Annotated in this window: 18 protein-coding genes; 12 read left to right on the top strand and 6 right to left on the bottom strand. The window is 63.4% G+C overall.

Translation table 11 applies throughout. From position 1 onward, the window contains the following. The first annotated feature begins 225 nt into the window (after window positions 1-225). Window positions 226-1,740: an ATPase domain-containing protein gene (locus tag D0B32_RS27285; protein ID WP_117337431.1), complete on the top strand. Its 1,515-nt coding sequence runs from the start codon at window positions 226-228 to the stop codon at window positions 1,738-1,740. After that, a complete protein-coding gene (locus D0B32_RS27280; protein WP_181969922.1) occupies window positions 1,733-3,784 on the top strand; it encodes a hybrid sensor histidine kinase/response regulator in 2,052 nt (683 codons plus the stop codon). The genes D0B32_RS27285 and D0B32_RS27280 overlap by 8 nt, the downstream gene beginning before the upstream one ends. Before the next feature lie 39 nt (window positions 3,785-3,823). On the opposite strand, the gene D0B32_RS27275 is transcribed toward D0B32_RS27280, so the two are convergent. From D0B32_RS27275 to D0B32_RS27260, 4 genes are all read right to left on the bottom strand, one after another. After that, the gene (locus D0B32_RS27275) at window positions 3,824-5,344 is read right to left on the bottom strand and encodes a DUF1254 domain-containing protein (protein ID WP_259295165.1); all 1,521 of its coding nucleotides are present in this window, start codon (window positions 5,342-5,344) and stop codon (window positions 3,824-3,826) included. Window positions 5,345-5,395: 51 nt separating this feature from the next. Further along, the gene (locus D0B32_RS27270) at window positions 5,396-6,880 is read right to left on the bottom strand and encodes a DUF1254 domain-containing protein (protein WP_220444968.1); all 1,485 of its coding nucleotides are present in this window, start codon (window positions 6,878-6,880) and stop codon (window positions 5,396-5,398) included. Between the two features lie 134 nt (window positions 6,881-7,014). After that, window positions 7,015-8,673, bottom strand: coding sequence for an AMP-binding protein (locus D0B32_RS27265; protein ID WP_117337427.1), 1,659 nt, complete (start codon window positions 8,671-8,673; stop codon window positions 7,015-7,017). 227 nt (window positions 8,674-8,900) lie between these two features. Next, window positions 8,901-9,617, bottom strand: coding sequence for a Crp/Fnr family transcriptional regulator (locus tag D0B32_RS27260; RefSeq protein ID WP_117337426.1), 717 nt, complete (start codon window positions 9,615-9,617; stop codon window positions 8,901-8,903). A gap of 69 nt (window positions 9,618-9,686) precedes the next feature. Between D0B32_RS27260 and D0B32_RS27255 the strand changes: the two genes are divergently transcribed. From D0B32_RS27255 to D0B32_RS27215, 9 genes are all read left to right on the top strand, one after another. Next, on the top strand, window positions 9,687-10,217 hold the full coding sequence (locus D0B32_RS27255) for a thiamine pyrophosphate-binding protein (protein WP_117337425.1): 531 nt from the start codon (window positions 9,687-9,689) through the stop codon (window positions 10,215-10,217). Between the two features lie 19 nt (window positions 10,218-10,236). Next, on the top strand, window positions 10,237-10,833 hold the full coding sequence (locus tag D0B32_RS27250) for a thiamine pyrophosphate-dependent enzyme (protein ID WP_117337424.1): 597 nt from the start codon (window positions 10,237-10,239) through the stop codon (window positions 10,831-10,833). A 482-nt stretch (window positions 10,834-11,315) separates the two neighbouring features. Beyond that, on the top strand, window positions 11,316-12,470 hold the full coding sequence (locus D0B32_RS27245) for a porin (RefSeq protein ID WP_117337423.1): 1,155 nt from the start codon (window positions 11,316-11,318) through the stop codon (window positions 12,468-12,470). A 114-nt stretch (window positions 12,471-12,584) separates the two neighbouring features. After that, the gene (locus D0B32_RS27240) at window positions 12,585-13,889 is read left to right on the top strand and encodes an MFS transporter (protein WP_117337422.1); all 1,305 of its coding nucleotides are present in this window, start codon (window positions 12,585-12,587) and stop codon (window positions 13,887-13,889) included. Between the two features lie 95 nt (window positions 13,890-13,984). Next, window positions 13,985-15,598 (top strand): GMC family oxidoreductase, encoded by a 1,614-nt coding sequence (locus D0B32_RS27235; protein WP_117337421.1) that lies wholly within the window; start codon window positions 13,985-13,987, stop codon window positions 15,596-15,598. A gap of 291 nt (window positions 15,599-15,889) precedes the next feature. Further along, window positions 15,890-16,372, top strand: coding sequence for an SgcJ/EcaC family oxidoreductase (locus D0B32_RS27230; protein ID WP_117337420.1), 483 nt, complete (start codon window positions 15,890-15,892; stop codon window positions 16,370-16,372). Between the two features lie 298 nt (window positions 16,373-16,670). Beyond that, window positions 16,671-17,204, top strand: a complete 534-nt coding sequence (locus D0B32_RS27225; RefSeq protein WP_117337419.1) for a DUF3302 domain-containing protein — start codon at window positions 16,671-16,673, stop codon at window positions 17,202-17,204. Beyond that, complete coding sequence (locus D0B32_RS27220) at window positions 17,204-18,337, top strand: HlyD family secretion protein (RefSeq protein ID WP_117337418.1); 1,134 nt, start codon at window positions 17,204-17,206, stop codon at window positions 18,335-18,337. The genes D0B32_RS27225 and D0B32_RS27220 overlap by 1 nt, the downstream gene beginning before the upstream one ends. Then, window positions 18,334-19,782 (top strand): efflux transporter outer membrane subunit, encoded by a 1,449-nt coding sequence (locus D0B32_RS27215; RefSeq protein ID WP_117337417.1) that lies wholly within the window; start codon window positions 18,334-18,336, stop codon window positions 19,780-19,782. Before D0B32_RS27220 ends, D0B32_RS27215 begins: the two co-directional genes overlap by 4 nt. A gap of 102 nt (window positions 19,783-19,884) precedes the next feature. Here D0B32_RS27215 and D0B32_RS27210 read toward each other — a convergent pair whose 3' ends face one another. Further along, window positions 19,885-20,538, bottom strand: a complete 654-nt coding sequence (locus D0B32_RS27210) for a VIT1/CCC1 transporter family protein (protein WP_117337416.1) — start codon at window positions 20,536-20,538, stop codon at window positions 19,885-19,887. A 248-nt stretch (window positions 20,539-20,786) separates the two neighbouring features. On the opposite strand from D0B32_RS27210, the gene D0B32_RS27205 reads away from it, so the two are divergent. After that, window positions 20,787-21,563, top strand: a complete 777-nt coding sequence (locus tag D0B32_RS27205) for a MipA/OmpV family protein (RefSeq protein WP_259295164.1) — start codon at window positions 20,787-20,789, stop codon at window positions 21,561-21,563. An 80-nt stretch (window positions 21,564-21,643) separates the two neighbouring features. Here D0B32_RS27205 and D0B32_RS27200 read toward each other — a convergent pair whose 3' ends face one another. Next, window positions 21,644-23,350: a ShlB/FhaC/HecB family hemolysin secretion/activation protein gene (locus D0B32_RS27200; RefSeq protein ID WP_117337414.1), complete on the bottom strand. Its 1,707-nt coding sequence runs from the start codon at window positions 23,348-23,350 to the stop codon at window positions 21,644-21,646. Window positions 23,351-23,371: the final 21 nt, after the last annotated feature.

The raw sequence follows: 23,371 nt of genomic DNA, 5'->3' as shown, positions 1-23,371 counted from the left end.
CTGGCTGTGCAGGCCATGCGGCGCGGCAACCGTCACGGCGGGCGGGGCCTGATCGATCCGGTAGCGCGGCATCAATGTGCTATGGTCTTGCTATGTCTGCCGTGCATACCTGACCCGGGCCATCCGGGCGATCACGACCGGGTTCAGGGGCGCCCGCCGACGCGCGTTGCCAGACCTCGCCACCCACGCTTTCCCGCATGCTCACGACACCGACCGGAGCGCCTTATGACTACTACTATCGACGCTCAGCCCGTGGCTCGCACCGGCGTACCCGGTCTCGACGACATCCTGTCGGGCGGCCTCGCGCAAGGTAATCTTTTCCTTCTCGAAGGCGACCCCGGTACGGGCAAAACCACCGTCGCCATCAGTTTTCTCATGGCGGGCCTGCAGGCCGGCGAACGGGGGCTGTACGTCACCCTGTCGGAAACGGAACGCGAGTTGCGTAACGGCGCGGCATCGCATGGATGGGAGATCGGCGAGGGCGTCAGCATCTTCGAAGTGGTGCCGCCCGAAAGTCTGATCGACGCGGACCAGCAACAAAGTCTGCTGTATTCGTCGGACCTTGAACTGGGGGAAACCACCCGGGCCATTCTGGGCGAATTCGAGCGGGTGAAGCCGCAGCGCGTCGTGATCGACAGCCTCTCCGAAATCCGTCTGCTCGCGCAGAATTCCTTGCGCTATCGCCGGCAAATCCTCGCGCTCAAACATTACTTCGCCCGTCACGGCGCAACGGTTCTGCTGCTCGACGACCTGACCTCGGAGACCTCGGAAAAGACGGTGCACAGCATTGCGCACGGCGTCATCAAACTGGAAGAACTGTCGCCGGACTACGGTGCCGAGCGACGCCGCCTCAAGGTGTCCAAATACCGCGGCCGCGCCTATCGCGGCGGATTCCATGACTTCACGATCAGAAAGGGCGGCGTGGCGGTGTATCCGCGCCTCGTCTCCGGCGAGCATCACACGCGCTTCACGCGCAATCAGGTGACGAGCGATGTGCAGGGACTCGATGCGCTGCTCGGCGGCGGGGTCGAGCAGGGTTCCAGCACCCTGATCCTGGGACCGGCCGGCACGGGCAAGAGTCTCTTTGCGCTGCAGTTCATCGCCGCGGCAGTGAGACGCGGTGAGCGGGCGGCCCTCTTCGTGTTCGACGAGGAACTGGGGCTGCTGTTCGACCGTGTTCGCAAGATGGGCATCGACCTCGAAGCCATGCGCGCGGACGGCCGTCTGCATATCGAACAGGTGGACGCCGCGGAACTCTCGCCCGGCGAATTCGCGCATCGCGTGCGACAACGCGTGGATGCGGCGCAGGCCAAGACGATCGTGATCGACAGTCTGAACGGCTATCAGGCCGCCATGCCGCAGGAAAACGCGCTGATCCTGCACGTGCACGAACTGCTGCAATACCTCAACCGGCAGGGCGCCAACACGTTCCTGACGGTTGCCCAGCACGGTCTCGTGGGCGACATGAAGGCGCCCGTCGACGTCACGTATCTGGCCGATACCGTGATCCTGCTGCGCTATTTCGAGGCGCTTGGCCGGGTGCGCCGCGCCGTCTCCGTGATCAAGAAGCGCACGGGGCACCACGAAGAATCGATTCGTGAGTTCAGGATCGGCAGCACCGGACTTTCAGTGGGCCAACCGCTCACTGAGTTCCAGGGCGTGCTGCGTGGCGTGCCGACCTTCGTAGGCAGCAGCGATCCGCTGCTGCGCGCGAATACAGACGGTGGGAGCAATGCCTGACCCCCGTCCGACCTTGATTCTCGCGCCCTCGGGGCGTGATGCCAGTGTTGCCGTTGCACTTCTCAACGAGGTTGGCGTCGCCTCGAGCATATGCCGCGATGTCGACGATCTCACCTCGCGGGTGGGCGATGATGTCTGCTGCGCCATCGTCACCGAAGAAGCTCTTGCGCGTGCCGACCTGCGTCCGCTTTCGGACTGGGTCGCGAGGCAACCGGCGTGGTCCGATATGCCGTTCATCGTGCTGACGCAACGGGCCGGCACGACCGACCGCGCGCCGATGGTTTCGCGGTTGACCCACACGCTCGGCAACGTCACGTTCATCGAGCGGCCATTCCATCCCACCACCTTCGCTAGCGTGGTGAGCACCGCCATTCGTGGACGGCTGCGGCAGTTCGAAGCCCGCTCGCGCATCGACGAGCTGCATGAAGGCGAGGCGCGGCTTCATACCGCGCTGACCGCCGGCCACCTCGGCTCGTGGGAGCTGGATCTGTCCACGCGTATTCTGACGGCGTCGGCCACCTGCAAGGCGATTTATGGCTACGCGGGTCAGGCCGATTTCAGCTATGAAACCCTGCTCGCCAGCGTTCATCCTGAAGACCGCGAGCGCATGCAGGCGGCGGTGGCGCGCACCGTGCAGACCCGTTGCGACTACGAGATCGAGTATCGCAACGTCTGGCCAGACGGCACCGTGCGTTGGGTCGAAATCCGCGCCCGTTATGTGCCCGGCGACGGCGTGAGAGCGGATCGCATGGTGGGCGTTTCTTCCGACATCACTGCGCGCAAGACCTCCGAAGAATCGTTGCGACGCCTGAACGAAACACTCGAGGCAAAAGTCGCCGCGCGCACGGACGAACTCGAGAAGGCGCACCAGAGTGTGCTCGAGGAAATCCGCCAGCGTGAGCAGACCGAAGAACTGCTGCGGCAGATCCAGAAACTCGAAATGGTCGGCCAGCTTTCGGGCGGTATCGCGCACGACTTCAACAATCTGCTGATGGCGATCATTGCCAACCTCGAACTGGCGCGCAAAGAGGTGATCCAGGATGCGCGCACGCTGCGGCTGATCGACGGCGCGTTCCGGGGCGCGCAACGCGGCGCGGCACTGACGCAGCGGCTGCTCGCGTTTGCCCGTCAACAAAACCTGAAGGTCGAGCCTGTGCGCATGTCGTCGCTGATTGCGGGCATGGCCGATCTGCTGGAGCGTTCGATTGGTTCGGCCGTCGAGCTGAAGATCGAAACGGGCCCGGCGTCGCCGCCCACCATGCTCGACGCCAACCAGGTCGAACTCGCCATCCTCAACCTCGTCGTCAACTCGCGCGACGCGATGCCCGATGGCGGCACCCTGACCATTTCCGTCGATACCGTGCGCTCGTCGGGCACGCGCGAGTTGCGCGCGGGCGAGTATGTGCGGGTGCTGGTCAGCGATACGGGCGTCGGCATGGACAGCGCGACGCTGGCCCGAGCCACCGAGCCGTTTTTCACCACCAAGGAGATTGGCAAGGGTACGGGCCTCGGCTTGTCGATGATCCACGGACTCGCGCAGCAGTTGAACGGCGCGTTACGGCTCGAAAGCAGTCCCGGGCGCGGCACGCGGGCGTCGCTGTGGTTGCCGGTGAGCGATACGGAGGTAGGCGTCGAGACCCGGCTGGCACCAGTCGAAGCCGCGCCAACCGACAGCGTGGATGTGCCGGCCGTCATTCTGGTGGTCGACGACGATCCGCTCATCGCGACCAGCACCACCTATCTGCTGGAGGATCTGGGCCATCAGGTGGTGGAAGCGGAATCAGGCGCGGCGGCGCTCGATGTGCTGCGCAACGGGCAGCGCGTGGACCTGTTGCTGACGGACTATTCGATGCCGCGCATGACCGGTCTCGAACTGGCCACAGCGGCGCGAACCCTGCGTCCCGACCTGCCGGTAATTCTCGCCACCGGCTACGCCGAATTGCCCGAAGGCGCTGACACGAGCATTCCTCAACTGCGCAAGCCGTATCAGCAGCAACAACTGGTTTCGGAGATCAGGAAGGCACTCAATCGCCGGACCACGTAGTCCGGCGGGTAGCATCACGCACGCTCCGGCAGGGTGTTGCTATTGCGCCATGCGCTTGACGTCGTCAGGCTTCCAGGTCTTGTCGAAGAACGCCTGCTTGGGGCTATACAGACGCAGGATGATGAAATAGCCCTTGCCGGGCACCGTGCGCACCCAGTTGCCTTCCTTGCCGGCCGGGGCGTTCGGGCCGAAGTAGAGATCGTAGGAGCCGTCCGCGTTCTGGGCCGGCTTGTCCATTGAATTCAGGGAAGGCAGCGGCTGGCCGTTCTGCAGTCCTGATGCGTTGATCGAGTCATACACCGTGACCGACCAGAAGTTCGCGGCAGGAATATCGGGCGGCAGATGAAGCTGATAGCTGGTGCCGCCCTCCAGGAAATTGCCGTCGGCATCGCGCCAGGTGGACGGATATTTCGCGCCTTTTTCGACGAGATCGACCACCATGCCTGGGCTCGTCGCATAGGCCGTCGTGAAGTACGCGTCTCGTTGCCCCAGGTTGGTAAATGACCCGCTCGCCTGGAACAGTGGATTCTGGCCAGCAAAGACGTTTTCCCATTGCCGGTCGGGATAGTATCGACCGCCGGGCTGATCGACGAGGCCATTCCATATCTCCACTTTGCTCATCTTGAAGGCGGTTTTGGCCGCCTTGTCCAGCAGTTCGCGCTGATGATCGGTGGGCTGGAACGGCTTGCCTTTCTCAATGCCGATGGCCGCCATCATGCCGCGCCAGTCCATGTCGGCAGGATCGACGGTCTCCTGATCGACGAACCGGGCCAGCATGTCGAAGTAGCTGCCGTCATGCGGGAACAGCATGTCGGCGGGTGTGGTCGATCCATCCGGGAACTGCATGGGCGCGGCGGAATCCTTCTTGCCGTAGGGATAGATACGCGTGCCCGCGATCAGCGCGTTAGCGGGTTTCAGGTCTTTCGGGTCAGTGAAGAAACCGCGGTAAAACACGAACACGTTGTTGGTGCGAGAGCGATAAAGGTAATAGCCTTTCGGCGCCGCCCCCTTGTAGTTCCACGGCACGATCAGGTACTTGCCGCCTTTGCCGCCGTCGGGGCCGGCGAAGCCAAAATCGCCGCTATAGGTTTTGCCGCCAATGGTGGGACCCGAGAGCGGGCGCTGAAAAAAATCATCCAGAATGCCCTGATTTCGCGGCGGCACTTCGACCACGATCGGTCCGTCCTTGGCGATGTTGACGTAGGTCATCGCGTACAGGCAATCGGAGTTCGGCGTGGTGACCTGCGTGCGTGCGTTGAGGCGTTCCTTCCAGACCGGCAGCACGTTGTAGCCCGCGCCGTAGACCTTCTCGGAGCCTTCCTTCATCGCGAACATGTTCACGGCGGGCAACGACCACAGATAGACCTGCACGGCGCGCTGAAAGTACAGCTCGTCGCGCAGCAGTTCAGCGGATTCCGCGGTGGGAAAGTCCCCGGAAAACGGCGCGTCGGCGAGCGCGTCGCGGCTCGCGGCCAGCGCCTGAGCGGGTGACTGCTGTGATTGAGCGAGGCCCAGCGGGGAGTAGCCCACCACAGCCAGCGCGACGAGCGTGCTCGCCACGGTTCTCCGGAGTGCGAATTGCGATGCATGCATGACGGTGCTCCCGTTACGTCAGGCGAGTTGAAAATCCGCCAGTTTGAAGGTCTTGCTGTTGATCGCTTCAGTGGGTCCGTAAAGACGCATCGCGGGCAAAGGACGTCTGCCCGCAGTCGGAATCCAGTTGGACTCCAGACCCTCGGGAGCCTGCGGCCCGACGTAGAGCGTGACGCCGCCATCGGCGTTTTTCTTCATCGTGTCGAGATCGTAGGACGAGAGCGTCGTGCGGTTGGACTCGCTATAAATGAAGGCGTTGGTGGCGCGGTCATAGACCGTCAGTGCCCAGAACTGCTTGACGGGCATCTGCGCTGGCACGTCCAGCTTGTACAGCTTGCCGGCCTCGAGAAGATTGCCGTTGCTGTCGGCCAGGGCCATCAGATACTGGGTGGCGGGATCGGCGCTCAGCACGCGCGGCATGTAGGTGCACCAGAAGTATTCGGCCGCGCGATTGATCAGGTCGATCCTGTCGTCGTACACGAAAGTAAAGGTCTGGTTGTCGTCCGCCTGCAGCAGCGACGCATAGTGCCGGTCCGGCCAGAACAGCTTTTCGCGCGGAAAATGGTCGAACCAGTACTGCAGATAAAACCACGCGTCGATGGCGGCCTGACGCATGGCCTTCTTCGTCGTGTCGTCCGGCGCAAACGGCTTGCCCTTTTCAATGCCAAGCGAGGTGAGCATGCCCATCATGATCTTGTCATGCGGGTTGACCGGCTCGACACTCATGATGGCGTACATGTCGTCGAAATGACGTTCATCGAAGAACGGCAAGGTCGGATAGCGATCGTGAATGGGGTCGATGAAACGCTGCTTTGGCGGATGCGCGGCCTCCGCAAGATAGTACATGCGCAGCCGCTGGGCATAGTGGTAGGCATCCGTCGCGCTCTTGCCGGGCGCACGCACGGAGCGGAACGCGAGCGCGATCCTGTAGTTCGGTGAGGCGACGTGAAGATATCCCTTGGGAACAGGGCCCTTGTAGCCGGGTCCCGTGAACAGAAACTTCGCGCCTTTACCCTTGTCGAGGCCGGAGGGCCCTACGTCCGCGATCGTGAATTGCCAGGCGTCCACCACCTGGCCGTAGACGCTGCCTTCCGGACTGGCAGCCGGCACCTCCAGCACCGCAGGACCTTTGCGCAGATCGGTAAACGCGGTGATGTAGGGTGTCGTGCTGTTCGCCGTGATCGCTTCGAGCTTCGGCGTGGCCGGGGCCGAGTACGAAATGATGTCGTTGTCCTTGACACCCAGTTCGTCGAAGGCGGCCCGCCGGAAGCTGTAGATGGCAATGGCGGGCATGTTCCAGAGCACCGCTTCGAACGCACGCTGATACTTGATCTGGTAGTCGAAATCCTTGACCGATGCAGTCGAACCGGCGGGAGGCTGGCCACCCAGCGGCTGCATGGGGCTGCCCGCGCCGGAAGCGAGCGGCGTCGACGCTTCCTCGGCCCGGGCCTCGGGAATCTTTCCGCCGGCTGCGATTCCCCCAACCGCCGCCAGGGCAGCCATGCTTACGCGGTGAAAGTCTCTGCGGGAAGGTGCCATCGTCATGCCTTTCGGGAAGGTTTTATCCGTGCATGCGTAACGGATAAGCTGGCGACGCTCAGCCTCGCAAGGATGAAATATTCCCGGGCAATTGACTATCAGGGTAAAGGGCAGCGAGCGGCGGCGGGGTCCTCGGCCTTGCGCAGTTCGCGCCGCAGGATTTTGCCCACCGTCGACTTGGGCAGCGTGTCGACGAGGTGCACCCGCTTCGGCACCTTGTAGGCCGCGAGATGGGTGCGGCAATGCGCGATGAGGTCCTGTTCCGTCAACGTGCCCTGGCTGGTCCTGACCACGAACAGCGCGACCGCCTCGCCGGTTTTCTCGTCGGCCATGCCAACGCATGCGCATTCGGCGACGCCGGCGCAGGCGCTCGCCACGTCTTCGATCTCATTGGGGTACACGTTGAAGCCGGACACGATGATCATGTCCTTCTTGCGATCCACGATCTTGAGAAAACCCTGCTCGTCGAACAGGCCGATATCGCCGGTGCGGAAGTAGCCGTCCACGGTGAAGGCGACCGCGTTCACTTCGGGCTTGTCCCAGTAGCCGCGCATCACCTGCGGACCCTTCACGCACACTTCGCCCGCCTGACCAGGCTGCACCTCGCGGTCTTGATCGTCGAGCAGCTTGATGTCCGTTGACGGGAGGGGCAGGCCGGTGGTGCCGTTGAATGCCGCGACGAAGTCCGGATTGAAGGAGATCACCGGCGAGGTCTCCGAGAGGCCGTAGCCCTCGCGGATAAAGCTGCCGGTGACGGCTTGCCAGCGCTCGGATACGCTGCGCACCACCGCCGCGCCGCCGCCGCCCGACATGCGCAGACGCGACCAGTCCACCTCCGCGAGTTGCGGATGCTGAAGCATGCCCGCATACAGCGTGTTGACGCCAATGAAGACCGTTGGACGCGCCGCTTTGAGGATCGCCATGAAGCCGTCCATGTCGCGCGGATTGGCCACGAGCCAGTTCTCCGCGCCGATCGAGAAGTAGGCGATGAAGTTCACCATCAGCGCGAAGATGTGATACAGCGGAATCGCCGTGATGAGCGTCTCTTCACCGGGGCGCAGTGCGTCGGCAACGAATGCCTTGAACTGTTCGGTGTTGGCAACCAGATTGCCGTGCGAGAGTGCCGCGCCTTTGGAAAGCCCGGTCGTGCCGCCCGTGTATTGCAGGAACAGCAGATCGTCTTGCGCGAGGCTGACCGGTTGGCGTTGCAGCGCGCTGCCGCGTGTCAGCGCGTGTCGCAACGAGACCGCATTCGCGAAGTCATCGGTAGAGGGGTCGGCGCCAAGCGCGTCGCCGGCAGCGGGGCGCCCGGCCACCAGCACCTGGCGAATCGCGGTATGGGCGACCACGGCTGCCAGCGTAGGCAGTGCGTCGCCGTAGATCACGATGCACTCGCTGCCCGAGTCCCTGAGTTGATGCTCCAGCTCGCGCGGCGTGTAGAGCGGGTTGACGTTGACCTGCACGGCGCCCGCCCTGACGATGCCGAGCATCGCGATCGGAAAGGCCGCGATATTGGGCAGCATCACCGCCACGCGATCGCCTTTCTTTACGCCGGCGTTTTGCAGGTACGCGCAGAAATCGCGTGAGAGCGCGTCGATCTCGGCATAGCTCAATCGCTGGCCCGCGCTGACGAAGGCCGTCTTGTCCGCATAGCGGGTCATTGCGGCTTCGAGGATGGCGAGCACCGAATCATGCGCGTGGCTGTCGATGTCGGCGGGGATGCTGCCATATGAAGCAAGCCAGGGCCGGGAAGTCATAGGTTCTCGCGGGTAAGGGGTGACGGCCGGTTTAACGGCCGATTTAACGGCAAAACTTCGACGTCATGGTGCGCGAGTTTGCGCTGGCAGACTGTTTGGTTTTTATCAAATTTGCGCTGTAGCCAGGACGCGGGCGCGCGTTGACCTCGGCGCGGTGTTTGCCGAAATCCGCGACGAGGCGTACCCAATGGAGCAGGGGTGAGCGGGCGGACAGCCCGCTTGCGTTATCAGGCCTGTTCGAGCAGCCGCTCGAGACCCGCGAGATCGAGAATCACAAAGTGAGAATACGTGGTGCGGATAATGCCTTCGCGCTCGAGCAACTTGAGTTCGCGGTTCACCACCGGGCGCGAGCGGCCCACCATGTCGGCGAATTCGTCCTGCGACAGCTTGAGCGAGATCGCCACGCCTTCCGGACGCGGCATGCCCCACGGCCCGACGAGATAGAGCAGGACCCGCGCACAGCGCTGCCGCAAGGTGAGCAGGCTGTTGTCAGCGAGGTCGAGATACAGCGTGCGCGAACGCAGGCACAAGAGGCGCATCACCGCCCGCGCAAAGCCGGGTTCCGTGTCGAGCACGGCGTTGACCAGCGCCTTGTCGAACAGCAGCACCAGCGTATCGACATGCGCCACGCTGTCGTGGATGGCGGGCTGTTCGTCGAGCACCGGAATCAGGTTCATCAACTGACCGGGTTCGAGATGGCGCACCAGAAAACGCTTGCCTGATTCGGTGGTCACGCTGACCTCCAGCGTGCCGTCGACGATCAGACACAGGTGATCTACGTGTTGACCCTGGCGGCACAGTGCTTCGCCGCGTTGAAGCAGCCGCACGGTGCCTTCTTTCAGCAGGCGTTCCACCGTTTCGGGCCGGCACGTGGCGAACCATGCTGCGCGGTGCAGCGCGGCGCTGGCCAGCGCGCGCTGCGAGGGACGGACTGTTTCTGTCATGTTCTTTACAGATTTGCGGACCTGGTCTCCCTAGACTGGCTTTCATCCAATCAGAACGAGGAGACAGGCATGTCCGACGATCATAGCATCGGCGCGACCACGTATCTTACGGCGTTGCAGCAGGCCAGCGTGACTCACTTCATCACCGTGCCGGATCTCATCCAGATCGCGTTGCATCAGGCCATGGAACGTGGCGACAGCGACCTGCGGCTCGTGCGGACCTGCAACGAAGATCAGGCGGTTTGCGTGGCGGCGGGTCTCACCATTGCCGGCCAGCGCCCCGTCGTCGTGATGCAGAACCAGGGTTTCTACGCCTGCGTCAACACGATTCGCGCCGTGGCGCTCGACGCGCAGATTCCCACCGTGCTGATGATCGGGCAGTTCGGCCGCGAGCACGACAACTTCGGGCATCCCGGTACCGCCTCGCGTCGACGGGTGGTCAATCTGCTCGAACCGCTGCTGAACGCGCTGGGCGTGCCTTTCTGGTGCCTCGAAAGCAGGCGCGATGTCGCGGAGGCGGTACCCGCCGCGTTCGATGCCGCTCACACCCGTCGTGGCCCGGCGGCCTTGATTGTCGGCCGCCCGGTGGCGTGGCACTAAAAAGCAAGGAGAACCAAACATGCGAATTGGAGAAGCCTGTCAGCAGATCGCGCGTGCACGTGGGCAGCGTGTGATCGTGGCGACCATGGGCGCGATGTTCGCGTTCGACGCACTCGGCGTGACCGAACGCCGGCTCAGTTCCGTGCCGTTGATGGGCGGCGCGGCTGGGCTCGGGCTGGGCCTCGCGCTGGCCAATCCCGCGGTGGGCGTGGTGATCGTCGACGGCGATGCGAGCCTGCTGATGCAGCTGGGCGGCCTCGTCACCGTCGCCGATAGCGGCGTGACCAACTTCATTCATTTCGTTGTCCAGAACGGTGCGCAGTTCGCGGGTACGTCGAACCTGCCGGTGCCGGGCGGCGACACGGTCGATTTCTGCGCAATGGCGCTGGCAGCCGGCTACGCAAGCGCTCATACGTTCGACGAGCCGGGCGCGCTCGCCGATGCGTTGCCTGCATTGCTGGCGGCGACCGGGCCGACCTTCGTGGCGCTCAAAATCGAACCGGAAGCCCCACGCTTCGGGCCGGATCAGCAGCAACCGGAAATGCCCGACCGTCAGTTTCAGCGCATGGGTATGGAGGCCGAGCAACTGGGCGTGTGGTACGCGTCGGTGGGTTGAGCGTATCGGCTCGTAGCGGACTGTTTCGAGGGCCGTGGCGGCCGTGACCGGCGGGACAGCCGGCATGCCCGTGTAGTAGGTCCGGCACCGGCAGATGACGGCAGCTAATTGCAGGTGCCGGACCGCAGTAAACCTTCGTCAGGCAGGCGTGGAACGCGATGCGTCCACGACCCACGACGAGGAGACAAAAAAGAAAAGCTGGAGACAGGATGAACGCGGCACATCAAGCGTCCGAACCCGGACACATCACGGTCGTAACCCGCCGGATCAGAGCGTACCGGTCTGCGCACCCATGCAGGCGTTTTGACCCGGCGCACTGACCTTTCCAGGCATGGGCTGCTGGCGCGCTGCGACCACGCATCGCGGCCTCGAAGCCTGTTCATGCCCGTTCCACGATGTGTGCGGCCGAGGCCGTGTGCAGGTGCACGCGTCATCGCAGCCAGCGATCGCAGGTTTTATATAAACAAAGTCGGAGACAACCCATGCTGGACAAACTGAAAACACGACGGGGATTCGGGCTTGCCGCTCAGGCAACCCTTCAGGTCAGCCTTCATGCAGCCGCAGCGGCGGTGCTCGGCTGTTACGGCCTCGCGGCGCACGCGCAGTCGTCGATCACGCTCTACGGTATTACCGATACGGCGGTTCGCTACACGACGCACGCGGACAAGGCCGGCGACTCGAAAGTGCAGCTCGGCAACGGCGGCGCGAGCGAGAGCGAGTTCGGCATGCTCGGATCGGAGGACGTCGGCGGCGGGGTGCACGCAATCTTCCAGCTGGAAGACCGCTTCTTTCTGAATTCCGGCGTGGGCGACCCCAGCTACCCGTTGTTCGACATCGCGCTGGTGGGTCTGCAGTCTTCGACGTATGGCCGGCTGACACTCGGGCGGCAGTTGAACCCGATGGCCGACGCGGTGGGCCGCACGTACATGAGCCAGAACTTCTATCAGTTCCGTCCGGAAGTCGGCATGGCGCAGGGTAACTTCACCAGCAGCATGACCAAATACGCGGCGGCCTGGCACGACGTGACTCTGGAGTTATCCTACGCATTCGGCGGCTCGCCTGGTGCGTTCGGCGCGGGCAGCCAGATTGGCGCGTCGCTCGCCTACGTGCCGAAGGGTCGGTTGCGTCTCGCCGCAGCCTACCTCGACTCGCGTGATGCCGTGAATACCTCGGCTCACTTCAAGGCATGGACGGCAGGCGCGGCCTACACGTTCGCGAGCACGACCATCAACGCGGGCTGGGTGGTGAACCGCCAGGATCAGGGCTTCACCGGCAACTTCCCGAACGGCCCGTTCACCGCGCCGCAATTGACCGCGCTCAAGTTCAATACGTTCTCGTCGCGGCAGATGTTCTTTGGCGGCGTGAGCCAGCAGATTACTGGCGCGACGCTCGTCTCCGCCAACGTATGGCGCACCTTGCAGGATGGCAAGGCGGTGAGCGGCAACGGCAACGCGACGCAGTTCCAGTTGCTCGCGGATTACAGCCTGTCCAAGCGGACCGACACCTATGTTGAAGGGGACTACTCGTTGTATCGCGGCGGCCTGATCGGTGCCCAGGCGCAGGGATTCAACGGCTTGAGCGCCGCGGCGGAATCGACCCAGCTCGGCGTCATGGTCGGTCTGCGGCACCGCTTCTGACGGAGCTGCGTGGGCGGCGCGCCGCACGATGTTTTGGCGCGCACCGCGGGTGCCGTCCGAAGCGATTTTTCAATCACCACTGCTGACCGGCAGCGACCGGCGCAAGGAGCAACTATGAGCACGCGCTATCAACCAGCCAGGGCGTGGGGCATCGCGGTATTGCTCGCCCTGTTCATGCTGGTCAACTTCGTCGACAAGATCGTGATCGGTCTGGTGGCGGTGCCGCTGATGAAAGACCTCGGGCTTACGCCCGTGCAGTTCGGCATCGTCGGCGGCAGCTTCTTCTGGCTGTTTGCCATTTCCGGCATCACCGGCGGCTTTCTCGCCAATCGCGTCAAGGCCAGTACGCTGCTGCTGGTGATGGCGGTGCTGTGGTCCGCCTCGCAATTGCCGGTCGCGTATTCCACCTCGATGACGGTGCTGATTGCTGCGCGTGTACTGCTCGGTATCAGCGAAGGACCGTCGTGGCCAGTGGCCATCCACGCCTGTTTCAAGTGGTTTCCCGACAGCCGGCGCAGCTTGCCGCTTTCGATGATCGGGCAGGGCGCGACCGTCGGTCTGCTGCTGGCGGGTTTTTCGATTCCGCTCATTACGGCGCACTGGGGCTGGCGCGCCAATTTCATTGCACTGGGGCTGGTGGGCGTGGTGTGGGCCGTGCTGTGGCTGCTCTTCGGTGCGGAAGGGACGATTGGCGCGAGCCCGGCCGGGACGGTGTCGGGGCAGGAGGTTGCTGCGCGTGTGCCGTACCGGAAACTGCTGGCCGACCGTACGGTGCTCGGCAACTTCCTGCTGCATTTCGTCGCCTACTGGACCCTCGCACTGGTGCTCACCTGGCTGCCGAGCTATTTGCAAAAGGGCCTCGGCTACGACGCTGTCGCCGCCGGCCGGTTGTTCGCGCTGGTGGTGCTGATCGGCACGCCAATCAGCGTGGGACTGTCGTGGTGGTCACAGCGTCTGCTCGCCGCAGGCGTCGCGTCGCGCACGGCACGCGGCGTGTTCGCCAGCATCGTGCTGGCCGTGGCGGGTGTGCTGCTGTGCCTGCTGCTGGCGCTCGATCTGAGCAACATCCAGAAGGTCGTGCTGGTTGCCGTCGCCTTCGGCATGACGCCGGTCATCTATTCGCTCGGGCCGGCCATCCTCGCCGAGGTGACGCCTGGCGCGCAACGCGGCGCCGTCCTCGCCATCGACAACTCCATTGCGTCGATTGCGGGCGTGATGGCGCCGGTCGTCACCGGCCGGCTCGTCGAGGTCGCTACCGGGTCCGTGGCCACCGGCTACGAACAGGGCTTTGCGATCAGCGGCTGCATGTTGATGGTGGGCGGCGTGATCGGCATGTTCTGCCTGGATCCCGCAAGATCGGCGCACCGTCTGAGTGGCGCGCGGCCGGACCCGGCACCGTCCACGACACGACCGGTATGACGTGACCCTCTGCCTCACTTTTGCGCATCGTCCTTCGGCAATGCGCAGGAATCCATAACATCTGATATTGCCGCAAGCCGGCGAGGAGCCGTCGCATGAGCGTCGCTGAGTATGACTACATCGTCGTGGGAGCGGGTTCGTCCGGCGCCACGCTTGCAACCCGTCTGACCGAAGACGCCGCAACCCGCGTGTTGCTGCTGGAAGCCGGGCAGCCGCGCGACCAGGATTTCTGGGTCAAGACCCCGGTTGGCGTCGCGAAGATTCTCGGCGATGCCAACTACGTGTGGCAATCGAAGACCGTGCCGCAAAAGAGCCTGGCGGGTCAGGAAATCTATTGGCCGCATGGCAAGCTGCCGGGCGGATCGAGTTCGGTGAACGGCATGATCTACGTGCGTGGCGACCCGCGTGAATACGACGGCTGGGCCGCCGCGGGTTGCAGTGGCTGGTCGTATCAGGATTGCCTGCCGTACTTCAAGCGTCTGGAGTCGAGCAAGCGCGGCACCGACCAGTACCGCGGCCGCAACGGCCCGATCTCTGTGACGGATCTGCGCGACAGCCGCCGTCACGCGCTGTCCGATGCGTTTGTGTCGGCCTGCCAGCAAGCCGGCATTCCGCTCGCCGAGGACTACAACGGCGCAAGCTACGAGGGCGTGAATTTCCTGCAACTGTCGACCCGCAATGGCCGGCGTTGCAGCACGGCGCTGGGCTATCTGACCACTTCCAGACAGCGCAGCAATCTCGACTTCCAGGTCGAGGCGCATGTGACACGCGTGTTGTTCGAAGGTAAAACGGCGGTGGGTGTCGAATACCTTCAGGGTGGGCAGATCAGGACCGCACGCGCGCGGTGCGAAGTCGTGCTGTCGAGTGGCCCGATCAAGACGCCGCACATCCTGGAACTGTCGGGCATTGGACAGGCCAGCCGTCTGCAGGGCCTTAACGTACCAGTGATCCACGACGCGCCCGAGGTGGGGGAAAATCTGCGCGACCATTTGCAGGCACGTGTGACCTTCGAATGTTCGCAGTCCATTACGATCAACGAAGTGCTGGGCAGCAAATGGCGCACCCTGCTGATGGGCGCCAATTATCTGCTGACACGCGATGGCTTCATGGCGACGCCGTCGGCCACGGTGCATGCGCAGGCAAAGACCCGCGCGGAGCAGACGCGCCCCGAAGTGAAGATCCAGATTCATCTGATGAGCGGCCCGGATCGCTACAGCGTCGACCCGTTCCCGGGTTTTCAGGTTGGCTTCTTCCAGTTGCGGCCGCAATCCAAAGGCTGGCTGCACGCGAGCTGCCCGGACCCACTGGTCGATCCGGTCATCGAGCCGAACTACCTTACGCACGACGAGGACACGCGCGCCATGCTGGACGCGCTGCGGCTGTCGCGCAAGGTCATCGAGCAGCCGGCCATGCGCGAGTACGTGAAGCGCGAGACGCGACCCGGTGTCGACGTGAACGATGACGACGGTCTGCTGGATTACATCAAGCAATGCGGACAAACGTCGTGGCATCCCATCGGCACCTGTCGTATGGGTGGCGATGCCGCCTCGGTGGTCGATCCGCAGTTGCGCGTGCGTGGCGTGCAGCGGCTGCGCGTGATCGACTCGTCGATCATGCCGACCATGCCGTCTTCGAACACGAATGCCGGGTCGATCATGATTGGCGAGAAGGGCGCCGATCTGCTGAAGGGTCGCGTTGCGGTGTCCTGAGCACGGGCATGGCAGGTGGGAAGCGGCGGGCGCAGGGTGCCGCTTCCCAGGGAATTCGCTATCAGGGTAAAGGGCAAACGCGTTGTACGGTAGGGCAAACCCCGCTCCGGGTAAGCATTCAGGCCAACACCCAGGCCAACACCCAGGCCAACACTCAGGTCAACACTCAGTCAAACAAAAATCGCTGAATTACGTGCGCCAGATGTGGCTAAGCCGCGCGGGATTGACCATACTTCAAGCGTCGTTTCAAGCGTTGTGCCTTCTCCCACTGACTAACCGGAGATAGCGACCATGAAGCTATGTGCCGTTGGGGTCCTTGCGTTCGCGTTAGCGGGGTGCGCCGCGAACCAGGGCGCGTCGAACGATATGTCGGCGGCGCGCTCCGAAAGCTGTAAAGCCACCTCCGAGCAGGAAATCGCCGCGCTCTTCGACCGATGGAATCAGTCGCTGCAAACCGGCGATCCGCACCAGGTGGTGGCCAACTACGCGGAACACTCCATTCTCCTGCCAACCGTATCCAACCAGCCGCGTCTGACGGTGGCCGAGAAAGAAGCGTACTTCCAGAAGTTTCTCCAGGATCGGCCGTCCGGCAAGATCGACTTCCGTTTTATCGAGCTAGGCTGCAATTCCGCCGTGGATGCGGGGCTTTACACCTTCACGTTCGCAAGAACGGGCGCCGTCGTGCAGGCGCGCTATACCTACACGTATCACTGGGATGGAAAGCAATGGCTGATTACCAGCCACCATTCTTCAGCGATGCCGGAGAAGGAATGAGGATCGCTTTGAGGACGAACAGGCTGTTTTAATCTGGTAATTAAAAGCAGCGCGTCTTTATGCGGGCAATACGACTTCATCCGGAATTTTCGATCCGGAAGACATCAAGCAGAACTTGATAAACAAGAGAAATTCGCTAATAGTTTAGGAAATAAAACGCATACCGTGAGTGCAGCTTGATTAGGGTTGTTCGCATTCATTTTTGTTTCAAACATACGCAAATAGACATAAGCAAACCCAAGCAGACCCGCAGGAAATTGCATCGCACAGTTGGCCGTTAGCTCCAGGGGGCCCCAAGATGAACGCGGTCATCAGACTCGTTGGCATTTTCCTGTTCCTCTGCTCGCCGCTCGCGTTCGCGCATGCCCCGAGCAAAACCGTCGATACGATTGCTGACTACCTGGCCATCTTCGTGATCATCGTCGTGCCCATCGCGGGCGTCGCCATCGTGCTGATGATCCACGTGTTGCCGGAAAAGATTGCCGAACGTAACCAGCATCCCCAGAAGGCGGCCATCCAGACGCTGTGTTTCCTGTCTCTGGTGTTCGGGGGACTGTTGTGGCCCATTGCATGGCTCTGGGTATTTCTGAAGCCGCTCGGCTATCGCATTGCCTACGGCACCGACAAGCACGACGACTTTTTCGTCGAGGCCAGCCACAAGGCGAAACGAGGGGAGCTGGCGCCGGATGAATTGCGCTACATACTCGGCGAGCTGGATGCGATTGCCGAGAAACGAATCCTGCCCCCCGAACTGCAGCGCGTGCGCGATGAACTCGGCGTCATTCAGGCCAGCAACATGGCCGCCGCGAGCGCGCACAAAGGGGCGGCCTGATGGAACTACTCCTGCTCGCCATCTACGCCTCCATTGCGTGGCTGATCTTTTCGAAGTTCAAACTGCTGCCGTGGAACATCGTCACCGGGTCGATCACGATCGTTCTGCCCATCATCGCGCTGACCGTGCTTGTCCTGACACTCAACGTGGTGGCGCCGTCTTCCGAAGACGTGCGCGTGATCCGCTACGTGGTACAGGTGGTGCCGCAGGTGCGCGGCCGTGTGATCGACGTGCCGATTACGGGCAATACCGCCATCCACAAAGGCGACGTCCTCTTCAGGATCGATCCGACGCCGTTCCAGTTGCAGGTGAAGGCGCTCGAAGCGCAACTGGTCAACGCGCAGGGCTCGGCACGCAAGCGTACGGAAGATCTGGCGGCGGCAAGTGCGAAGAGCACCGCCGTGCGCTCGCAAATCGATCTGGCCATGAGGCGCGTGCAGGAAAACAAGGAACTGGTCGCGCATGGTGCCGGTGACCGCTTCGCACTCGAGCAGGCGCAGACCGACCTCAAATCCCTGCAGGCCGATCTGGCTGGCGCGAAGGCCCAGGAAGCGCAGGTGCGCGCGCTGTTAGGCGCCACGGTGGACAACGATCAGGCCGAAGTCGCGCAGATTCGCGCGCAACTCGAATCCGCGAAGTGGGACCTGTCGCAAACCACGGTGGTCGCGCCCGCCGATGGCACCGTCATCAATCTGCAACTGCGTCCGGGCTCGATCGTGACGCCGCTGTTGCAGAATCCGGCCATGAGTTTTGTCGAGAACGACTACCAGGTGGTGGCGCTGTTCGATCAAAACGAATTGCGCATGGTGGCGCCCGGCGACGAGGCGGAGATCGCGCTCAGGACGATTCCCGGCAAGGTCCTCAAGGCCCAGGTGGTGTCGATTGTCTGGGCCCAGGGGCAGGGCCAGCTCACCCCTGGCGGCCTGTTGCCGTTGACCGGCACCGAGCCCACGCCGCCGGGGCGTTTCGCCGTGAGGCTGGAAATCCTGCCCGAAGATCGCGACATGTTTCTGGCGGCAGGCGCGCGCGGACATGCGGCCATCTATACCGATCATCTGGAGGAAATCCAGATTCTTCGCAAGGTGATCATTCGGGTGGGCTCGTATATCAACTACCTCGTGCTGAAGATATGACTCTGCACGCGCGCAAACACGCTGCTCTCATCGCATGGGTGCTCCTTGCGGTGTACGGGTGCGCGCTCAAGGATCCGCCAGGAGCGGCGGATATCCAGAAGTCGAGCCTCGCCAACGCGCGCGTGCCGGCAGCCTGGACCGCAGATGGCATGACCGCTGGCGAGCTGCAACCCAACTGGCTGGCTTCCTTCAACGACCCGCAGTTAAACGCGCTGGTTGCGGAAGCGATTACCTATAACGCGAATCTGCGCGTCGCCGCGGCGCGGGTCGAGGAGGCCACAGCCTCCGTGCGAGTGGCGGGCGGCGAGCTGTATCCCGCGGCCAGTTTTCTCGCCCGGCCCGGCGGCAAGCTCGGCGGCGATGGGTCCGGTCTCAGGGGATGGCTCGTCACCGCGTCATGGGAAGTCGATCTGTGGGGACGCGTGCGCTATGGCGCACGGGCTGCGCAGGACCAGTATGCGTCGGCACTGGCGGACGCCGAATACGCGCGGCAATCCATTGCGGCGCTGGTGGTGAAAGCGTGGTTTGGCGCGATCGAAGCGCAGATGCAGTACGACCTCGCGCTCGAGATGATTCGCTACGCCGATGAGCTTCACGAACTGGCGCAACAGCGCTTGCGGATTGGCCGCGGCACCGAGATCGATGTCGGCAGCGCCGAGGTGGCGACGCAAACCTACCGGGACAGCGCGCGGCAGCTTCGCCAGGCCAGAGACCAGTCGGTGCGGGCGCTCGAATTGCTGCTGGGACGCTATCCCGCAGCGGAACTCGCCGTGCCCTCGCAGTTCGGCGCGCTGCCGGACACGCTCTCGGTGGGTGTGCCGGCGCAACTGCTGGAGCGGCGCCCGGATGTAATCGCCGCGCAACGCCGCATCTCGGCAGCCTTCGATCTGCAGCAACAGGCCAACGCCGCGCGGCTGCCGCGCGTGACGTTGACCGCGGGTTTGCTGAGCGTATCGAGCGAATTGTTCCTGCTGGCTGATCGCGACAATCCGACGTGGAGCGCGGGCGCCGGCATCATGCTGCCGCTGTTTCAGGGCGGCGCGCTGAAGGCGCAGGCGGACCTGCGGTCTGCCGAACAGAACCAGGCCCTGGCTAGTTACGGGCAGGTCGCGTTGCAGGCGTTCGGCGAAGTGGAAAACGCGCTGTCGGCGGAAGCGGCGTTGCGGGAGCGCGAGACGTTGATCTCGAATGCAGTCGCCGAGAATCAAAACCTGTTCGCGCTGCAAAAGGTCCGCTATCGGGTCGGCTCAGGTGATCTGCGGGCGGTCGCGCAGCAGGAACTCGTGTATGCGTCGTCACGCTCGACGCTGCTGCGCGTGCAAAGCGAGCAACGCATGCAGCTTGCCAACCTCTATCTCGCGGCGGGCGGCAGTTTCGACGCCGGGCCCGATACCGCCCAGCCAACTCCCGATATGCCCGCCTCGTCCGTGAAATCCGCGCAGTGACGCGCGGCCCATTGTTCCGGGAACATCATGTGGAAGGGCCGCACCATCACCGCGCGGATCATGCGTGAGCACGGCGCGGGCTGAAACGCGTGCAGCGACACATCAACCGCCCAGCGCAATGATGATGACGACCAGAATCGCGCCAATGGCGGTCATGGCCAGTCCATAAGGCCACGCTTTTTCGGTGGTGTACCGGCCAAGCGCGCAGCCGCAGACGAACAGCGTGGCGAGCGCGAGCAGGTTCGAGACGCGCAGCGCGAGCGCTGTCTTCGAGATGAAGATGAACGGCAGCACCACCGGAAAAGTCGCGAGCACTACGAGCACGAAAACGCCGAGCGCAGCGTAGTAGTCGCTCGCGACGAGACGATCGCCCGGGATCGGATAAGTGAGCAGCCTGCGATGCAATCCGTCGAGCAGATCCGCCGGCGGGTCGGCCGCAAACAGCGGCGGGAGAGCATCCGTCAGCAGCGCGTGCACTTTGGCGCGGTCCTGCGTGGCGTGCAGGCGTCGCAGCAAGCGGACCTTGCGGTGCCGTTCGCTGAAGGTACGCACCAGGTACATCACCGCGTCGGTGAGCCCCCATGCAATGTTGCAGCCGAGCGCGGTCAGCATCATCGTGCGGACCTCGTGACGGCCGGCGGTCGCGACGCTCAAGGTGCCGCTGAACGTGAGCGCCATGAGCACGCCGAAAATGATCTCCGAGACCCGGTCCACCGGATCGAGAACGGCAACGCGGCGGGGTGATTCATCTTTCATGGCCGTGATAGCGCGCCGAGCCGGAGCGCGCGGTAACCCGTCGGGCATTGTGAGGCATCCAGGATTCGCAGGACCATAGGTATTTGGGGCAATGTCGCATTGGCGCCTTGATTCGTTCTGCGCAGTATCGCAGTGACAAAAAAGCCTGTATTCATGGGACTTTACGGCGAGCTGCCATCGTTGTGCGAGGATCTATGAAGCATAGGGGACGCGTTTTTGCATGTCGCGGGTCGTGCCTCGCGTCGATCATGCTGAGCATCTGCGTGGCGCCGCGCGCGCTGGCCGGCCCGGTCGACTTGCCCAGCGTGCTGCCGAACATGATCGGCGGCGGCCTCGGCACCACCACCGAGTATGCGGGCGGCAACGAGCGCATGGTTGGCGCCATCCCCGGGCTGCGCTATACGACCGCGTCCGGTCAACTGTTCGAATGGTACGGCCCGTATGCGCAATTCGATTTCGGCGGCAGCAGCGGCTTCGAGTGGGGGCCGGCCATCTCCTTGCGGCTCGGCCGGCATGACGTCGACGATCCAGTGGTTGCGCAGATCCACACCATTCCCACCACCGTCGAAGGCGGCGGCTTCGTCGGCTACGAATATCTGCACGGCGGCACGATCCCTTACCGTCTGCGCGGCGAGCTGACGGTGACGACCAATGCCGGCTACGTTTATACGGGCTCGCGCGTGTCGCTGAACGGCAGCGCTTGGGTGCCCTTGTCCACCCGCGTGTTTACGGGTGCCGGACTGGGCGCGAGCTGGGCAAGCGGTGGCTTTAACGACACTTACTTCGGCGTCACCGGAGAAGACTCCGCGCGCAGCGGTCTGCCTGTCTACAGCGCGTCACCGGGAATCGAACAGATCACCAGCTGGCTCGCCTGTATCTACCAGATCAACCCGAGCTGGTATGCGGGTGCGATGGTTTTCTATCAACGGTTGACGGGTCCGGCGGGCGACAGCCCGATCGTGGTTCAGCGCGGCACGAGAAACCAGCTCACGTTTGGTGCAGGGGTAGCGTACGCGTTTCGCTAGGCCGTGCGGCTTGCGCGCCGAATTTTTTCAAAGACATGCGCAGCTACGCCCAAGCACGCGCAGTCACGATGGAGTGCCACCTAAAACGACTTGCGCGCCTGCAACCAGCAATGCACGGATGTGTTGGCGCTCGCGCTGAGAATATCCGGCGTGCGCCCGAACGGGAACGCGACGCTCGCCGTCACCAGCAGCTTGTACGGTCCGTTCCACTGCACACCGAAACCCGCGCTGCTCAACTGACCGCTGTTGGGTCCGGGCACGAAGGTGTTCTTGTACTCCTCCACCCAGCCCGTATCGACGAAGGCGGAAAACTGCCAGGCGCCGGGTATCTGCTGGAACGTCATGTCGTGGCGGTATTCGAAGGTCGCCAGATAACCGCGTGACCCCGACAGCACGCCAACGTCGTAGCCGCGCACGCTATCGGGGCCGCCCAGGTAGAACTGCTCCGAGGTATCGAGGTTCGTGCTCAAGAGTTGTCCCGAGAGACCGAGGTAAAGGGCGTCGCTGCGCGTGAGTTGCTGGAGTCGCGACAATGACAGCGCGAGCTTCATGTAGTGGCCGGCGGTATTCGCGCCGAGCTGGTCGACGATGTCGGTCTGAAGATTGTTCGCGGCCAGCACGCCATAGGTCACCGCCATGTTGCCGTTGAAGACGCCGTTCGCATCGAGTTCGTCGCCGGCCAGCGTGGTGGTCACGCTATTCGTGTGGCGGTCGTTCTGCAGACCGATCACGTCGATGTTGTCGTTCAGACGCCTGAAGTCGTACTCCACCTGGCCGTAGAGATTGCCGTGCGTGTTGCGGATCAGCGGCTGCGCGAGCACCACGCCGCCCACGAATGCCGAGCCATGCGCATCCAGATCGGACAGGTCATTGCGCAGATGGTAGTTGAGCCCCGACACCGTGGCGCCGAGCGTCGTGCCCTGACCGTTGAGCAGGTAACGATAATCCATGCGCCCGTAGGTCATGCCGGGCCCCGAGGTCAGCGCGCTGAAGTCGAGCAGGTCGCCCTGATTGAACGGTCCGTTGATATTCAGATTCGCGCTGCCGCGCACGCGGCCGCTATACGGGTCGCCGAAGTTGTCGATCCCCGCGTCGCCCGTCACGCGCTGCTGCGGCGTGACGTCGACGAGCAGATCGGAGGTGCCCACAGCCGCGCCGGGCCGCAGCGTCGAGTTCACCACCGCCCCCGGAATGTCCTGCATCAACAGCAAGGTCCGTTCGAGCGTGACTTCGCTCACAGGCTGTCCGGGTTGCAGCGCCGCGAGCGTGTTGTTCAACACGCGGCTCGATACCTGGCTCTGATTGTCCAGCGAAACGCCGCCATAACGCGCCTCGGCCACGTCGATGCGCACCACGCCGTTGTCGATGGTCTGCGCGGGCACATAGGCAGTGGCGAGCGGAAAACCGTGCTCGTGATACACGTCGCTGATGCGGTCGGCGAGCGTATTCAGATCGCTGAGCGTGAGGTCCTTGCCCTCGCTCGCGGCCACCACCTGATGCAGCAGTTCGGCGGGCAGTTCCGTGTTGCCCGTGATCTCGATCTGGCGCACGGGGAAGGTCTTCGTGCTGTCGGTTGGCGCCGCATTCTGCGGCTGGATCGTGAGATCGAGGTTGGAGGGCGGCGGCTGCAGCGGCCGCTGCGGCACCTGCTGGAGCAGTTGCCCGCCGCCGCTGTTGGGCGGTGCCGTCGCGCGCACCTGGGCGTGCGCGGCAAGCGTCGCCACGGCCAACGCGACGGCGAGACAGCTTCGGGTTCGGCGCAGGCAGTGCGAGCGAGTCTCGGTCATGGCTTCGGTCCGAAGATATCG

Origin of the sequence: Paraburkholderia sp. DHOC27, assembly GCF_003429005.1 — a bacterium.
GTDB lineage: Bacteria > Pseudomonadota > Gammaproteobacteria > Burkholderiales > Burkholderiaceae > Paraburkholderia.
The sequence above is the reverse complement of the archived record's forward strand: the minus strand, read 5'-3'. Positions and strand labels throughout refer to the sequence as shown.

Excerpts from the sequence above, each read along its gene's own strand:
- D0B32_RS27285 (WP_117337431.1), top strand. The coding sequence starts at position 226 with ATGACTACTACTATCGACGCTCAGCCCGTGGCTCGCACCGGCGTACCC.
- D0B32_RS27280 (WP_181969922.1), top strand. The coding sequence starts at position 1,733 with ATGCCTGACCCCCGTCCGACCTTGATTCTCGCGCCCTCGGGGCGTGAT.
- D0B32_RS27270 (WP_220444968.1), bottom strand. The coding sequence starts at position 6,880 with ATGGCTGCCCTGGCGGCGGTTGGGGGAATCGCAGCCGGCGGAAAGATT.
- D0B32_RS27265 (WP_117337427.1), bottom strand. The coding sequence starts at position 8,673 with ATGACTTCCCGGCCCTGGCTTGCTTCATATGGCAGCATCCCCGCCGAC.
- D0B32_RS27260 (WP_117337426.1), bottom strand. The coding sequence starts at position 9,617 with ATGACAGAAACAGTCCGTCCCTCGCAGCGCGCGCTGGCCAGCGCCGCG.
- D0B32_RS27255 (WP_117337425.1), top strand. The coding sequence starts at position 9,687 with ATGTCCGACGATCATAGCATCGGCGCGACCACGTATCTTACGGCGTTG.
- D0B32_RS27250 (WP_117337424.1), top strand. The coding sequence starts at position 10,237 with ATGCGAATTGGAGAAGCCTGTCAGCAGATCGCGCGTGCACGTGGGCAG.
- D0B32_RS27245 (WP_117337423.1), top strand. The coding sequence starts at position 11,316 with ATGCTGGACAAACTGAAAACACGACGGGGATTCGGGCTTGCCGCTCAG.
- D0B32_RS27240 (WP_117337422.1), top strand. The coding sequence starts at position 12,585 with ATGAGCACGCGCTATCAACCAGCCAGGGCGTGGGGCATCGCGGTATTG.
- D0B32_RS27235 (WP_117337421.1), top strand. The coding sequence starts at position 13,985 with ATGAGCGTCGCTGAGTATGACTACATCGTCGTGGGAGCGGGTTCGTCC.
- D0B32_RS27230 (WP_117337420.1), top strand. The coding sequence starts at position 15,890 with ATGAAGCTATGTGCCGTTGGGGTCCTTGCGTTCGCGTTAGCGGGGTGC.
- D0B32_RS27225 (WP_117337419.1), top strand. The coding sequence starts at position 16,671 with ATGAACGCGGTCATCAGACTCGTTGGCATTTTCCTGTTCCTCTGCTCG.
- D0B32_RS27220 (WP_117337418.1), top strand. The coding sequence starts at position 17,204 with ATGGAACTACTCCTGCTCGCCATCTACGCCTCCATTGCGTGGCTGATC.
- D0B32_RS27215 (WP_117337417.1), top strand. The coding sequence starts at position 18,334 with ATGACTCTGCACGCGCGCAAACACGCTGCTCTCATCGCATGGGTGCTC.
- D0B32_RS27210 (WP_117337416.1), bottom strand. The coding sequence starts at position 20,538 with ATGAAAGATGAATCACCCCGCCGCGTTGCCGTTCTCGATCCGGTGGAC.
- D0B32_RS27205 (WP_259295164.1), top strand. The coding sequence starts at position 20,787 with ATGCTGAGCATCTGCGTGGCGCCGCGCGCGCTGGCCGGCCCGGTCGAC.
- D0B32_RS27200 (WP_117337414.1), bottom strand. The coding sequence starts at position 23,350 with ATGACCGAGACTCGCTCGCACTGCCTGCGCCGAACCCGAAGCTGTCTC.